The 13,093-nt window shown below is 67.4% G+C and carries 13 protein-coding genes; 6 read left to right on the top strand and 7 right to left on the bottom strand.

Annotation, left to right across the window (positions count from 1 at the left end; all coding sequences use genetic code 11):
* Window positions 1-14 precede the first annotated feature (14 nt).
* A complete protein-coding gene (locus tag NP4_RS12185) occupies window positions 15-1,277 on the bottom strand; it encodes an MFS transporter (RefSeq protein ID WP_067996592.1) in 1,263 nt (420 codons plus the stop codon).
* 148 nt (window positions 1,278-1,425) lie between these two features.
* Here NP4_RS12185 and NP4_RS12180 point away from each other — a divergent pair, with 148 nt between their 5' ends.
* Both NP4_RS12180 and NP4_RS12175 read left to right on the top strand, forming a co-directional pair.
* Window positions 1,426-2,157, top strand: coding sequence for a VOC family protein (locus tag NP4_RS12180; protein WP_067996589.1), 732 nt, complete (start codon window positions 1,426-1,428; stop codon window positions 2,155-2,157).
* Window positions 2,154-3,203, top strand: a complete 1,050-nt coding sequence (locus NP4_RS12175; RefSeq protein ID WP_082875785.1) for a GlxA family transcriptional regulator — start codon at window positions 2,154-2,156, stop codon at window positions 3,201-3,203. Before NP4_RS12180 ends, NP4_RS12175 begins: the two co-directional genes overlap by 4 nt.
* A 28-nt stretch (window positions 3,204-3,231) precedes the next feature.
* Here NP4_RS12175 and NP4_RS12170 read toward each other — a convergent pair whose 3' ends face one another.
* Both NP4_RS12170 and NP4_RS12165 read right to left on the bottom strand, forming a co-directional pair.
* Window positions 3,232-4,845: a monocarboxylic acid transporter gene (locus NP4_RS12170; RefSeq protein WP_067996587.1), complete on the bottom strand. Its 1,614-nt coding sequence runs from the start codon at window positions 4,843-4,845 to the stop codon at window positions 3,232-3,234.
* Window positions 4,842-5,180, bottom strand: coding sequence for a DUF485 domain-containing protein (locus NP4_RS12165; RefSeq protein ID WP_067996584.1), 339 nt, complete (start codon window positions 5,178-5,180; stop codon window positions 4,842-4,844). The genes NP4_RS12170 and NP4_RS12165 overlap by 4 nt, the downstream gene beginning before the upstream one ends.
* Window positions 5,181-5,306: 126 nt before the next feature.
* On the opposite strand from NP4_RS12165, the gene NP4_RS12160 reads away from it, so the two are divergent.
* The 3 genes from NP4_RS12160 to NP4_RS12150 all read left to right on the top strand — a co-directional run bounded on the left by NP4_RS12160 (window position 5,307) and on the right by NP4_RS12150 (window position 9,171).
* Window positions 5,307-6,833, top strand: a complete 1,527-nt coding sequence (locus tag NP4_RS12160; RefSeq protein ID WP_067996582.1) for a DUF7782 domain-containing protein — start codon at window positions 5,307-5,309, stop codon at window positions 6,831-6,833.
* Window positions 6,834-7,096: 263 nt separating this feature from the next.
* Window positions 7,097-8,065, top strand: a complete 969-nt coding sequence (locus NP4_RS12155; RefSeq protein ID WP_062504916.1) for a sigma-70 family RNA polymerase sigma factor — start codon at window positions 7,097-7,099, stop codon at window positions 8,063-8,065.
* Between the two features lie 281 nt (window positions 8,066-8,346).
* Entirely contained in the window at window positions 8,347-9,171 is an 825-nt protein-coding gene (locus NP4_RS12150; RefSeq protein ID WP_156524911.1) for a hypothetical protein, read from the top strand.
* Between the two features lie 385 nt (window positions 9,172-9,556).
* Here NP4_RS12150 and NP4_RS12145 read toward each other — a convergent pair whose 3' ends face one another.
* The 3 genes from NP4_RS12145 to NP4_RS12135 form a co-directional block, all read right to left on the bottom strand.
* On the bottom strand, window positions 9,557-10,000 hold the full coding sequence (locus tag NP4_RS12145; protein ID WP_067996576.1) for an SRPBCC family protein: 444 nt from the start codon (window positions 9,998-10,000) through the stop codon (window positions 9,557-9,559).
* Window positions 9,997-10,362 carry an ArsR/SmtB family transcription factor gene (locus NP4_RS12140; protein WP_067996573.1) on the bottom strand — a complete coding sequence of 122 codons (366 nt, stop codon included), beginning with the start codon at window positions 10,360-10,362 and terminating at the stop codon, window positions 9,997-9,999. The genes NP4_RS12145 and NP4_RS12140 overlap by 4 nt, the downstream gene beginning before the upstream one ends.
* 475 nt (window positions 10,363-10,837) lie before the next feature.
* Entirely contained in the window at window positions 10,838-11,209 is a 372-nt protein-coding gene (locus NP4_RS12135) for a VOC family protein (RefSeq protein WP_067996570.1), read from the bottom strand.
* A gap of 87 nt (window positions 11,210-11,296) precedes the next feature.
* On the opposite strand from NP4_RS12135, the gene NP4_RS12130 reads away from it, so the two are divergent.
* The gene (locus NP4_RS12130) at window positions 11,297-12,091 is read left to right on the top strand and encodes a putative hydro-lyase (protein WP_067996567.1); all 795 of its coding nucleotides are present in this window, start codon (window positions 11,297-11,299) and stop codon (window positions 12,089-12,091) included.
* Window positions 12,092-12,094: 3 nt separating this feature from the next.
* On the opposite strand, the gene NP4_RS12125 is transcribed toward NP4_RS12130, so the two are convergent.
* Window positions 12,095-13,045 carry an alkaline phosphatase family protein gene (locus NP4_RS12125; RefSeq protein WP_082875783.1) on the bottom strand — a complete coding sequence of 317 codons (951 nt, stop codon included), beginning with the start codon at window positions 13,043-13,045 and terminating at the stop codon, window positions 12,095-12,097.
* Window positions 13,046-13,093: the final 48 nt, after the last annotated feature.

Raw genomic sequence — 13,093 nt, 5'->3', positions numbered from 1 at the left:
CTCGCCACGGCCCCCTACGCCGCGGCGGGTTCCGGTTCGGCCGGGCGGATACCGCGCCGGATGGCCAGCGACATCACGGCCGCGATCGCGCACAGTCCACCCGCGAGGTACCAGGCCAGGTCATAGGTGCCCTGAAGATCGCGGATGATGCCGGTGCCGGTGGCCGCGATGGCCGCGCCGAGCTGATGCGAGGTGAACACCCAGCAGAACACGACCGGCGCGTCGTCGCCGAAGTGCTCGCGGCACAGCGCGACCGTCGGCGGCACCGTCGCGATCCAGTCCAGTCCGTAGAAGATGATGAACACCCACATGCTCGGCTGGGCGTGCGGCCCGAGCAGCGACGGAAGCACCAGCAGCGAGAGCCCACGCAGGGTGTAGTACGCGCCGAGCAGATACCGGGAATCGATCCGATCGGTCAGCCAGCCCGACAGCACCGTGCCCACCACATCGAAGATGCCGACCAGAACCATCAGATTCGCGGCGGTGGTGATCGGCATGCCGTGATCGTGTGCGGCGGTGACGAAATGGGTCTGGATCAATCCGACGGTGGTCGCGCCGCAGATCATGAATCCGCCGACCAGCAACCAGAACACGGGATTGCGCGAAACGTTCACCAGCACCTTGATCGCCCGGGCGGCCCCGCCCCGGATCTCTGTGCGCAATCCCTCCGTGCTGCCCGGCTCGGCGCCGTAGGCGCGCACGCCGACATCGCTGGGGAAGTCGCGGACGAACAGCAACACCAGCGGCACGGCGAGCAGCGCGATCGCGGACACCGCCAGCGACGGGGTTCGCCAGCCGTGATCCTCCGCGAGGGTGGACACCAACGGCAGGAATACCAACTGACCCGTAGCCGAGGCGGCGGTGAGCAACCCGGTCATCAGGCCGCGATGACGGACGAACCAGCGCCCGGTGATCGTGGCGATGAACGGCATCGACATCGATCCCACACCGATCCCGACCAGTACGCCCCAGGTCAGCCACAGCTGCCACGGCTGGGTCATGAATACGGTCAGGCCCGCGCCCAGTGAGATCAGCAGCAGCGAGCCCGCCACCACCTTTCCGACGCCGATCCGATCCATCAGCGCCGCCGCGAACGGCGAAATCAGCCCGTACAGCGTGACATTCACCGAGACCGCCGCGCCGATCGTGCCGTGCGACCAGCCGAATTCCTCATGCAGCGGATCCATGAGCACGCTGGGCACCGATCGGAACGCGGCCGCGCCGATCAGCGCGAAGAATCCGATCGCGGCGACGAACCAGGCGGGGTGAATGCCCATTCGACTCCATACACCGGTTTTGACTTCCGTTGTCCCCGTGGGATCGCGCACTTCGGTCACGCCGAAGATCGTCTCCCGGAACGGGTTGTCGAACGAGTGGCCTGAATGACACAATCCGTCAATATCTGGCCAATAGTGGGGAGTGCGCATGATCCGTTGGAACTGGGCCTTCATCGACCGTCCCGCCGCCGTGTTCGACGAGGCCTTCGCCTTCTGGACCGCGGTATCGGGGACCACGCTGTCGCCACGGCGCGGGGAATTCGCCACGCTCGAGCCCGCCGACGGCGACGCCTGCCTGCGGGCACAGGCGGTGGGCGGACCCGGCGGCGCCCATCTCGACCTGGATGTCGACGATCTCGAGGCCGCACGGCAATCGGCGCGCAAGCTCGGCGCGGAATTACTGGCCGATCACGACGGCTGGTCGCTGGTGCGATCCCCGGGCGGCGTGTTGTTCTGTCTGACAACCGAAGACGGCGCTCGAATCCCGTCGCCGGTGGCCGGTCCGGACGGCGCGCTGAGCCGCGTGGATCAGGTCACCCTCGATCTCCCCGCCACCGGATACGACGACGAGGTCGGGTTCTGGTCGGAGCTGACCGGCTGGGAGCCGGGTCCGACCTCGCGACCGGAATTCCTGCGCCTGGGCGTGCCGGATCGGCTGCCGATCCGCATCCTGCTGCAGCGCCGCGACGACGATCGACCGGCCTCGGCGCATATCGATATCGCCTGCGCCGATGTCGCCGCGATCGCCACCTGGCACGAATCCCTCGGCGCGCGGCGGGTACACCGCGGCGCGCACTGGATCGTGATGAACGACCCCACCGGCGGCGTCTATTGCCTCACCTCCCGTCATCCCTCGACCGGAAAGGTATCGCAGCGATGACCACGATTTCCTATGTCCCGCAGAATCTTTCCGACGAGGTCGCGGCCGACGCGCCCGCCGAAACCGTGGTGCCGCAGCAGGTCGCGGTGCTCGCCCTCGAACCGGTCATCGGATTCGACACCACCATTCCCCCGACGGTGCTGGGCAGCGCCGAAACCCCCGAGGGCGCACCCCTCTACGAGGTGCGGGTATGCGGGCTGACCACCGCGCCGGTGATGTCCACGATGGGTTACGCCCTGGTGCCCCAGGCCGGGCCGGAGGCGCTGGCCACCGCGGATATGGTCATCGTGCCGGGCACCCAGATGCCAGAACCGCGCCGACTCGGCACCGTTCCACCGGATCTGGCCGAGGCACTGGGCAGCATTCGCGACGACGCGCGCATCGTGTCCATCTGCACGGGCGCGTTCGTCCTGGCCGCCGCGGGCCTGCTGGACGGCCGTCGCGCCACCACGCACTGGTCGTTCGCCGACGATTTCCGCCGCCTGTTCCCCAAGGTGCGGATGGATGAGAATCTGCTGTTCGTCGAGGACGGGAATATCTGCACCGCGGCGGGTCTGGCCGCGGGTATCGATCTGTGCCTGCATCTGCTGCGCACCGATCACGGCAGCGAGGTCGCCAACAAGGCCGCCCGCTACTGCGTGGTTCCGCCGTGGCGCGAGGGTGGGCAGTCCCAGTTCATCGATCGCAATATCCCCGAGGACGGTTCCGACGGCACCGCGCCCACCCGCGCCTGGGCGCTGCGCCATCTGGATCAGGACCTCGATCTGGCGAGTCTGGCCGCACACGCCCGAATGAGCGTGCGCACCTTCACCCGTCGCTTCAAGGCCGAGACCGGACTGGCCCCGGGCGCGTGGCTGTTGCAGCAGCGGCTGCGCCACGCCCAGCGGCTGCTGGAATCGACCGATCTGCCGATCGACGAGGTGGCCCGGGCCGCGGGCATGGGTACCGCCTCCTCATTGCGGCACCATATGCGCGCGGGCCTGGGCATCCCGCCGCTGACCTACCGCAAGACCTTCCGCGCCGCCCCGAAGGCCCTGGCGCACTGAGGGTCTCGCGGCGGGTCTCGCGGCGCGATCAGTGCTGTACGGCCTTCTCCGCTCCCGCACCCGTGAGCGACCGGACCTGCATCTCCACGTACTTGGCCTGGTCGTGCTCCTTGGACAGCACCGTGCCGAGCCAGCCGAGCAGGAACGAGACCGGAATCGACACCAGGCCCGGGTTGGCCAGTGGGAACCAGTGGAAGTCCACGGATTTGAACATCGCGGTGGGTGCGCCCGATACCGCCGGGGAGAAGACGATCAACACGATCGTCACCGCCAGGCCGCCGTAAATGCTCCACAGCGCGCCGCTGGTATTGAAGCGCCGCCAGAACAGCGAATACAGGATGGTCGGCAGATTGGCCGAGGCCGCGACCGCGAAGGCCAGCGCGACCAGGAACGCCACATTCTGATTCTTGGCCAGAATGCCGCCCACGATCGCCACCGCGCCGATGACCACCGCGGTGATCCGGGCGACCCGCACCTCACCGGATTTACTGTCGTCGCGCCCGCGCTTGATGACATTGGCGTACACATCGTGCGCGAACGAGGCCGAGGCGGTGATCGTCAGACCGGCCACCACCGCCAGAATCGTCGCGAAGGCCACGGCCGCAACGAATCCCAACAGCAGCGGTCCACCCAGTTCCAGCGCCAGCAGCGGTGCCGCCGCGTTCTCCTTACCGGGCGCCTTGGCGATCTTCTCCGGACCCACCAGCGCCGCGGCGCCGTAGCCGAGGACGAGGGTGAACAGATAGAACAGCCCGATCAGACCGATCGCCCACACCACCGAACGCCGCGCCTCCTTGGCGGTCGGCACGGTGTAGAAGCGCATGAGCACATGCGGCAGTCCGGCCGTACCCAGCACGAGAGCCAGTGCCAGGGACAGGAAGTCGAGCTTGGAGGTGTCGTTCTTGCCGTACTTGAAACCGGGCTCGAGCAGTTTCGCGCCGGTCTTGCCACCGTGATCGACCGCATCCTGCAGCAGCGTCGACAGATTCAGGCCGTATTTGGCCAGCACCCACACCGTCATCGCGGCGGCCGCGCCGATCAGCAGCACCGCCTTCACGATCTGCACCCAGGTGGTGCCCTTCATACCGCCGACGAGCACGTACACGATCATCACCGCACCGACGACCGCGATCACCAGATTCTGTCCCAGATCACCGGATACGCCGAGCAGCAGCGAGACCAGAATGCCCGCGCCCGCCATCTGCGCGAGCAGATAGAACAGACTCACCGCCAGCGTCGAGGTGGCCGCCGCCGCCCGCACCGGCCGCTGCCGCATACGGAAGGCCAGCACATCGCCGAGGGTGAATTTGCCGGTATTGCGCAGCAATTCGGCCACCAGCAGCAGCGCGACCAGCCACGCCACCAGGAAGCCGATGGAATAGAGGAATCCGTCGTAGCCATAGAGCGCGATCGCGCCCGCGATGCCGAGAAAGCTGGCCGCCGACAGATAGTCGCCGGAGATCGCGATCCCGTTCTGCGGACCGGAGAAGGCCCGCCCGGCGGCGTAATAGTCCGCGGCGGTTCGGGTGTCGCGGCTGGCACGGAACACGATCACCAGGGTGATCAGAACGAACACCACGAAGATGGTGATGTTCAGGCCCGGGCGGCTGCCCTCGACCGTCGCGGCGAGCACGGCGTTCATCGGTCGGTCCCTTCCACCCGCGCGCGCAGCTCATCGGCGATGGGATCCAGTTCCCGATCGGCGTAGCGCACATACAGCCAGGTGATGACGAATGTCGAAACGAATTGCAGCAGACCGAAAACCAGTCCGACGGTGATATTGCCCGCCACCTTCGCGGACATGAACTCGTGCGCGTAGTCGGCCAGCAGCACGTATAAGGCGTACCAGGCCAGGAACAGCACGGTCATCGGAAACACGAAGCGCCGGAAACGCTTTCGCAGGCTTTGGAACTCGGGACTGTCATAGGTCCGAGCCCACTCCTCCGCCGGCTCTCCGACATGCTGTTCTGTTGTCAACCTGCTACCTCCTCGTGAGCCCGGTCACAATATCAAGGAAAGCGACATTTCACCCGGCGAATGCCGTTGTCCCAGGGCGGGACCCGCGCGGGATGCCCGGCGGTTGCGGTGGCAGAGTTCGCAGCTATGCCGACGAACCGAACGACGACCGTCTCCGAGCTCGCCGCACTCGCCCCCGACCTGCGCGCCGCGCTGACCCGGGTGCGCTACGACGCCGATTCGCTACTCGAGGCGCTCGGTGACGACGTCCACGCCGCGCTCGGCCGGTCCGAACCGGTTCCGGTGCGCCGAGTCGCCCAGGGCGCGGGGGAATTGGGCACGCTGATCCGGCTGCTGCTCCTCGGCGACGCGCTGCCGGAAAACGAGGTGGCCGCGGCGCTCGCACCGGTGGGTATCGATCGCGCGGTCGCGGCCGGACTGCTCGCGCGCGACGGCGCGCAGGTGCGGGCCGCGTTGGATCTGCGGCCGATGGATCTGGGCGCCGGCACGCGCTGGATGCTGTCGGATCTCGACGATTCGATGCGTCGCCGCACCCTCGGCGCCGATCATGTGCTGGGAGTCGGCCACGCGTCGCTGTCGCTGCTGCGCGCCACGCCGACCCGACCGGTTGGTTCCGTTCTCGATCTCGGCACCGGCTGCGGCGTACAGGCCGTACATGCCGCGTCCTATGCGACGACGGTCACCGGAACCGATATCAGCCACCGCGCGCTGTGGCTGGCCGAGGCCAATGCCGCGCTCAACGGATTGGATATCGAACTGCGCGAGGGCTCCTGGTTCGAGCCGGTGGCCGAGCGGCGATTCGATCAGGTGGTCGCCAATCCCCCGTTCGTGGTCGGCCCGGCCCGCATCGAACACACCTACCGCGATTCCGGCCTGGCCCTGGACGGCGCGAGCGAACTGGTCATCGGGCAGGCGCCCGAACTGCTCGCCCCCGGCGGCACCGCGGCCATGCTGGCGGCCTGGGTTCATGTCGAGGGCGAGGACTGGCGGGGCCGGGTGTCGTCGTGGCTGCCCGATCACGGCATCGATGCGTGGATCGTGCAGCGCGATATCGCCGATCCGGCCCTGTACGTCGGAACCTGGCTGCGCGACGCCGGACTCGATCCGCGCGATCCCGAGGCGCAGCGGCGCGCCGAACAGTGGCTCGACGCGCTCGCCGCGGCCGAGGTCGAGGGCATCGGCTTCGGCTTCGTCTATCTGCGCGCGATCGATGGGCCCACCGAACTGCTCGCGGAGGATCTGACCCACGCCTTCGACGATCCGCTGGGCGACGAGGCGACCCGTTACTTCGAGCGCTCGGCCTGGTTGCGCGCGGTCACCGCCGCGGAGAATCTCGCTTGGACTTCACGTTTCGAAGTCGACGCGGCCACCGCGCTCGAGCGGGTGTCACTGCCCTGCGAGGACGGCTGGGAGCAGCGGGTGGTCCGGGTGCATCGCGGTGACGGACCGCGCTGGCAGCACGAGATCGATGACAGCACCGCGGCCCTGCTCGCGGGAATGCGCGCCGACGGCCTGCCGTTGGAAGAACTGGTCGATCTGCTCGCGATCGGCCACACCGGCACGACGGCCACCCCGGAGTTCCGGTCGGCCGCGCTCTCGGTGGTTACCGGGTTGGTACGACACGGGCTGATCCATCCGGTCGGCACTGTGTGATCTCGATCCGAGGGGCTTACCTTCTCGCCCTCCGGGTAGGCCTCATCGGAACAACGGTGCACACAGTCACGGATTGATCCCCGCCGGGTCGCCGCTCGGCAACGCCGGGTGCACTCGTTCCCCACGAGGTTCCTTCTTAGGAACTTCTCAGATGTGGGTAATGAAAACCGCAGTTCAGCGCGGTTTACCGGGACCGGGGCGGGGAACTTTCCCAGTGTCGGGTCCGTTGTTCGGAGTGAGACACCACCGACAGGAGGCAAGTCATGACAAGCCCCGCCACCACTGGAGTGCGCGCCAGCGATTCGGACCTCGACGCCCAGAGCCCCGCCGCCGACCTGGTACGCGTGTACCTGAACGGGATCGGTAAGACGGCGCTGCTCACGGCCGCCGACGAGGTCGAGTTGGCCAAGCGCATCGAGGCGGGCCTCTACGCTCAACACCTGTTGGAGACCGGTAAGCGATTGTCCGCCAGTCGCAAACGGGATCTGGCGATTCTCGTCCGCGACGGTCAGGCCGCGCGTCAGCATCTGCTCGAGGCCAACCTGCGCCTGGTGGTTTCGCTCGCCAAGCGCTACACCGGCCGCGGCATGCCGTTGCTCGACCTCATCCAGGAGGGCAATCTCGGCCTGATCCGCGCGATGGAGAAGTTCGACTACACCAAGGGCTTCAAGTTCTCGACCTACGCCACCTGGTGGATTCGTCAGGCCATCACCCGCGGCATGGCCGATCAGAGCCGCACGATCCGGCTCCCCGTCCATCTGGTGGAGCAGGTCAACAAGCTCGCCCGGATCAAGCGCGAACTGCATCAGCAGCTCGGTCGCGAGGCCACCGACGAGGAACTGGCCCGCGAGTCCGGCATCGCCGTCGACAAGATCGCCGATCTGCTCGACCACAGCCGCGACCCGGTAAGCCTGGATATGCCGGTCGGCAACGACGAAGAGGCCCCGCTCGGCGACTTCATCGAGGACTCCGAGGCCACCTCCGCCGAGAGCGCGGTCATCGCTGGACTCATGCACCGTGACGTCCGCAGCGTGCTGGCCACCCTCGACGAGCGCGAGCAGCAGGTCATCCGGCTGCGCTTCGGCCTCGACGATGGTCAGCCGCGCACGCTGGATCAGATCGGCAAGCTGTTCGGTCTGTCCCGCGAGCGGGTGCGCCAGATCGAGCGTGAGGTCATGTCCAAGCTGCGCAAGGGTGAGCGGGCCGACCGCCTGCGGGCCTACGCCAGCTGACCCCCAGACGCTGGGCCGTCCGGAATCCGGCCCAGCACCTCGTGGTGGTCATGTCGGGTGATCACCCCGAACGCCGGCCGGCGGCCGCGCGCCCGTCCCCTCGCGGGCCAGAGCGCGAACCGGCCGGCGTTGTTGTATCCAAAATGTTTGCTATGTCCCCTTCGTGCGTTTGCTGCTGACAAACAGCTATCTACCAGCTATTATCGACACGCCCGGATGTCAGACACGCTGATTTTCCCAAACGTCCACTTCAAACCGTCAGGTCGTTATTTAATGTGGTAATGACCACATACCGAACGTCGCGAATCCTGAAGTGGACGGTCGCAGCAGTATCGGCCGGTCTTTTGTCTGTGGTGGCCGCATCTCCTGCGGTCGCGGATCCTCCTTCCAGCAACGGAACTGCTAATTCGGGCACAACCGGTACCGGAACCGGTGGCGGCGCCCCGAGCAACGGTCAGGGCGGAATGGGCGGTGGCGCCAGCCAGCAGGGCGGCCAGCAAGGCGGCTGGGGCGGCGGGGGCGGGCAGCAGGGCGGCCAGCAAGGCGGCATGCTCGGCCAGCAGGGCCAGCAAGGCGGCCAACAGGGCCTCGGCGGCATGCTCGGTCAGCAAGGCCAACAGGGCGGCCAGCAAGGCGGCTTAGGCCAGCAGGGCCAGACCCAAGGCTTCAATCCCCTCCAGGGCCAGCAGGGTCAGCAAGGCCAGCAGGGCCTCGGCGGCATGCTCGGTGGCCAGAACGGCCTCGGCGCCAATGACCCGACCGGCACACTCGGCAAACTCGGGCAGGGCCCCGGAGCCACCCTGGAGGGCCTGGTTCCCGGCCTCGGCGGCATGCTGATGGGCCAGCGCGGCCCCGACAGCGAGGAAGGCGCCGCCGGCGACGGAGCCGATAAGGATGGCAAGAAGCCCGACCCCAATGCCAAGGGCGAGAAGGGTAAGGCCGACCCGCAGTCCGAGGGGAAGCCGGGCGGCGAAAAGGGCAAGGAAGGCACGGAGAAGCCCAAGAAGGAAGGGGAGGAGAAGGGCAAGGAAGGAGAAAAGGCACCCGCTGCGGATCCCAACCCGCTAGGCGGACTACTGCCCCCTAACACCATCCCCCATCAGTGAGAACCTGATAACCCACTGAGCACCCCCGACCTCCCCAGGTCGCCGATGGCCCCGAAGAAACACTTCGGGGCCATCGCATATCCATCCCACAATGCCCTCACGATCCGCCCCGCCAAAGCCCCCGCACACCCACCCCACCACGGCCCCACGTAACCGCCCACCGAGGCCCTCACACGTCCGCCCTACCCGGCCCCGCATATCCACCCACCACGGCCCCCACATAACCGCGCGCCACGGCCCCCGCATAACCGGTCGAGGTAACGGTCGCCCCCGTGTGCGGAAGGCATGTCCTGGACTTCCGATGCCCAGGCCAGGCCGTCGGGTGGGGCACCTGCAGGTCGTGGTTGTGTGCGGCCGGAGTTCGGGCAGCGGGCGTATCGGACGGCTACTGGTCCTCGAGGGCGGCCTCCAGGCGGGCGAGCATGCTCGGCCAGCCGCCGCTCATGATCTGGCGGGACAGTTGGGCGGTGGGGTCGTCGGGGTCGAAGCCGGTGTGGGTGAACAGGATTCGGGTTCCCGTGCCCTCGGGATGCAGTTCCCAGGTGACCACCCAGCCCGTATCGGTTTCGGCGTGGGCGTCGTTCCAGCTGAGGCTGAGGCGTTTCGGGGCGATGGCTTCCAGGACCTCGCAGCGGATTTCGCCGGAGAAGCCGGTCTGTGGGATCGCGCGCCCGCGCATGTGGAAGATATTGCCCGCCACCGGCTCGAAGCCCGTGGGGCGCATCATCCAGCGGACCATCAGTTCCGGTGTGGTCAGCGCCCGCCAGACCTTGCGGGGCGGGTGCGGATAGAACTGGTCCAACTCGATGGTGGTCGAATCGTCGGTCACCGCACGGATTCCGTTCTGTCGTCGGGATCGTCGGGCAGGGTGTCGAGCACCTCGCCCAGGTCACGCAGTCTGGCCCGCCAGAATCGCTCGAACGGATCGAGCCAGGTCTGCAACTCGTGCAACGGTTGTGGCTCCACTCGATAGAACCGGTAGCGCCCGCGCTTGTCCTCCTCGACCAAACCGCAGTCGCGCAACACCTTCAGATGTTCCGACACGCTCGGGCGGGCCATATCGAACCGCTCGGCGATCGCCTGCACGGTCTGCTCCCCGTCGAGCAGCAGATCGAGAATTTCGCGCCGGGTGGGATTGGCGAGCGCGCCGAACACCAGATCGGCACTGCTGGATTTCACGCGATGTGGCATTACCGTCGTTCCTCCGGTCCCTCGTTTCGTCCGCCCAGCGCCGCCGGAACAGCAGCACGGCGACCGCGACGACGAGCACGAGAATATCGAAACACCAGGCCAGCGCCGCCGCGACGTAACACCCGCCGGAATGTCCGAAGCCACCGAGCCCTCGGCGGCCGTGACTCCGACGGCACCGCGATCATCTCCGGATTCTCGGTCCCGGTGAACAAAATTCCCACCAGGGCGTGCTGTCCGGCCGACCCGATCGAACGGCACCGCGGCGGCCTGTCGCACGACTCGTGGCCGGGCACGCGCAACGCGCCCGCACCCGGCCGGGTCAGAGTGGCCAGCATATGTACGAGAGTGGTCTTGTCCCGCGCCCTCGCGCCCCGAGTCGTCAGCAATCTTCCCCGCTCGGCCGACAATTCCAACCTGTCCGACGCCATGGTGTCCCCGAATAGCTCGGCGATACCGTGCGCCTCGAAAAGCATTGTCACCGCGCCGAATCCGTGGCGGCCAGCACGAAGGAGTTGCCGTCGGGATCCGCGAAGGTGGCCTGGCGTCCCCAGGGCAGTTCGGTCGGCCCGTCGACCTCGGCTCCCGCTTCGCGCAGCCGGGTCACGACCGCATCGATATCCGGACTGTCGAGCATGACGCCCGCCAGCGTTCCAGCACTCGCCCCCGGGAACGGGATGTGCAGGATGATCGAGGCGCCCGCCTCCCCCGGCGCCACCTCGAGCCACCGGTTGTCTCCGAACACGGCGTCGGTGCGGACCGCGAATCCGAGCACCTCGGTATAAAACTTCCTGGCCCGGTCCTGGTCGGATACGAATGCCGTGATCTTGCCGATCTGAGAAATCGTCATGACCGCGACTATAGGTAGGAATACTCCTACATGTCAACCGTAGGAATATTCCTACCTAATGAAGGTTGGGGTCGATACCATCGGTTCATGGAACGCGGTGATCTGTCCTGCCCCGACGCGATCCGACTGCGGTGCCGATCCGGCGCGCTGGCCGAGCCCACCACGGGTATGGGCCTCGGATTCGTCCAGGCGAATCTTGTTGTGCTGCCCGCCGAGTCGGCCGGGGAGTTCGAGCAGCTGTGCCGGAACAATCCGCGGCCCTTACCGCTCATCGAGAAGACCGCGCCCGGCGATCCCCAACCGCGCCGCGCCGCACCCGGCGCGGACCTGCGGACCGATATCCCCCGCTATCGCGTCTACCGGCACGGCCGCCTGGCCGACGAACCGACCGATGTGCGCGCGATATGGCCCGACGACGCCGTCGCCTTCCTGCTCGGCTGCAGCTTCACCGCCGAGGCGCGACTGCTCGACGCCGGAATTCGATTGCGGCATCAGGAGTTGGGCCGCAATGTCCCGATGTTCGTTACATCGCTGCGCTGCGCACCGGCCGGGCGATTCCACGGACCGGTGGTGGTATCGATGCGCCCGATCCGCGACGATCAGATCGACGCGGCCCGCCGCATCACCGCCGAACTGCCGCTGGCCCACGGCGCGCCGCTGCACGCGGGTGATCCCTCGGAGCTCGGTATCGCCGATCTGACGCGGCCCGACTTCGGCGACGCCATCGAACCGGAAGCCGATGAGACGCCGGTGTTCTGGGCCTGCGGGGTCACCCCACAGGCCGTGATCGCCGCATCCGCCCCACCCCTGGCGATCACCCACGCACCGGGCCACATGTTCGTCACCGACCTGCCCGACGATATCGGCAGCGCACCGACCTGATACTCAGGACTTGTTGTCCACCAGTGACTTTCCGTCGAAGACCGGATCGGCGGGCACACCGAGCAGATCGAGGATCGTGGGCGTGACATCGACGAGCGAACCGGTGCGATCGGTCGCCCCGTGCCGGAAGGCGGGACCACGCGCGATCACGAAATTCGCTGTCTCGTCGGCGGATTGGCCGCCGTGGCCGCCACCCGGCTTGTGACCGTGATCGCAGGTGACGATGATGTTCCAGCGCTCCCGCGGATGCGCCTTCGCCCGAGCGTCGACGGCGTCGACGATCCGGCCGACCAGACCGTCGACGCGGCTCACCGCGTCGAGATAGTCCTCGGAGGCCGCGCCGTGACCGTGCCCCGCGGTGTCGACCTGATCGAGATGAGTGAACAGCAGATCCGGACCCGAGTTGGTGATCGCGTCGACATCGAGATCCGTTGTGGCGGCGTCGATCTTCTGCTCGGTCGGATCGAGCGGAGGCTTGCGAGTCGCGATATTCACATCGGCGTGCGGCGAGCCGCTACCGCTCATGACCGGAATCCGATCCCAGGTGGCGATCGATCGGGTGTCCAGGGCGGGCTTGGCCTTCTCCAGCCGGGTGAAGACGGTCGGATACTTGGCGAACGGCGCGGCGGTGAAATTGTTGTCCCGGATACCGTGTTTGGTGTCCCAGACTCCGGTCAGCACACTGGCCCACGACGGCCCGGAGATGGTGATGTGCGGGGCGATCGACCGCTGCGCGAGCGTGCCCTCACCCGCCAACCGCAACAGCCGGGTCGCCTTGGCCTCCTGAATCTTGCGAAACATGGTGCCGTCCAACCCGATTACCACTACCTTCTCGGTCCCGGCCGCCACCTCCTCCAACGGCTGCGCGGCCGCCGCCCCCGCCGCGCCGAAGGCGCTCACCGCGGCGAAACCGATGGCGGCCAACTGCTTCAGAAAACCCGGTGATCTACTCATGCCCTCACCACACCACGCCCGGCGCCGCCCCCGGCGACCATGCCGACG

This window comes from Nocardia pseudobrasiliensis NBRC 108224 (genome assembly GCF_001613105.1).
In the GTDB taxonomy this organism is placed as follows: Bacteria; Actinomycetota; Actinomycetes; order Mycobacteriales; family Mycobacteriaceae; genus Nocardia; species Nocardia pseudobrasiliensis.
This window is presented reverse-complemented; position numbering and strand designations above follow the sequence as displayed.

Coding starts and splice junctions, on each gene's coding strand:
- NP4_RS12185 (WP_067996592.1), bottom strand. CDS start 1,277: ATGGGCATTCACCCCGCCTGGTTCGTCGCCGCGATCGGATTCTTCGCG.
- NP4_RS12180 (WP_067996589.1), top strand. CDS start 1,426: ATGATCCGTTGGAACTGGGCCTTCATCGACCGTCCCGCCGCCGTGTTC.
- NP4_RS12175 (WP_082875785.1), top strand. CDS start 2,154: ATGACCACGATTTCCTATGTCCCGCAGAATCTTTCCGACGAGGTCGCG.
- NP4_RS12170 (WP_067996587.1), bottom strand. CDS start 4,845: ATGAACGCCGTGCTCGCCGCGACGGTCGAGGGCAGCCGCCCGGGCCTG.
- NP4_RS12160 (WP_067996582.1), top strand. CDS start 5,307: ATGCCGACGAACCGAACGACGACCGTCTCCGAGCTCGCCGCACTCGCC.
- NP4_RS12155 (WP_062504916.1), top strand. CDS start 7,097: ATGACAAGCCCCGCCACCACTGGAGTGCGCGCCAGCGATTCGGACCTC.
- NP4_RS12150 (WP_156524911.1), top strand. CDS start 8,347: ATGACCACATACCGAACGTCGCGAATCCTGAAGTGGACGGTCGCAGCA.
- NP4_RS12140 (WP_067996573.1), bottom strand. CDS start 10,362: ATGCCACATCGCGTGAAATCCAGCAGTGCCGATCTGGTGTTCGGCGCG.
- NP4_RS12135 (WP_067996570.1), bottom strand. CDS start 11,209: ATGACGATTTCTCAGATCGGCAAGATCACGGCATTCGTATCCGACCAG.
- NP4_RS12130 (WP_067996567.1), top strand. CDS start 11,297: ATGGAACGCGGTGATCTGTCCTGCCCCGACGCGATCCGACTGCGGTGC.
- NP4_RS12125 (WP_082875783.1), bottom strand. CDS start 13,045: ATGAGTAGATCACCGGGTTTTCTGAAGCAGTTGGCCGCCATCGGTTTC.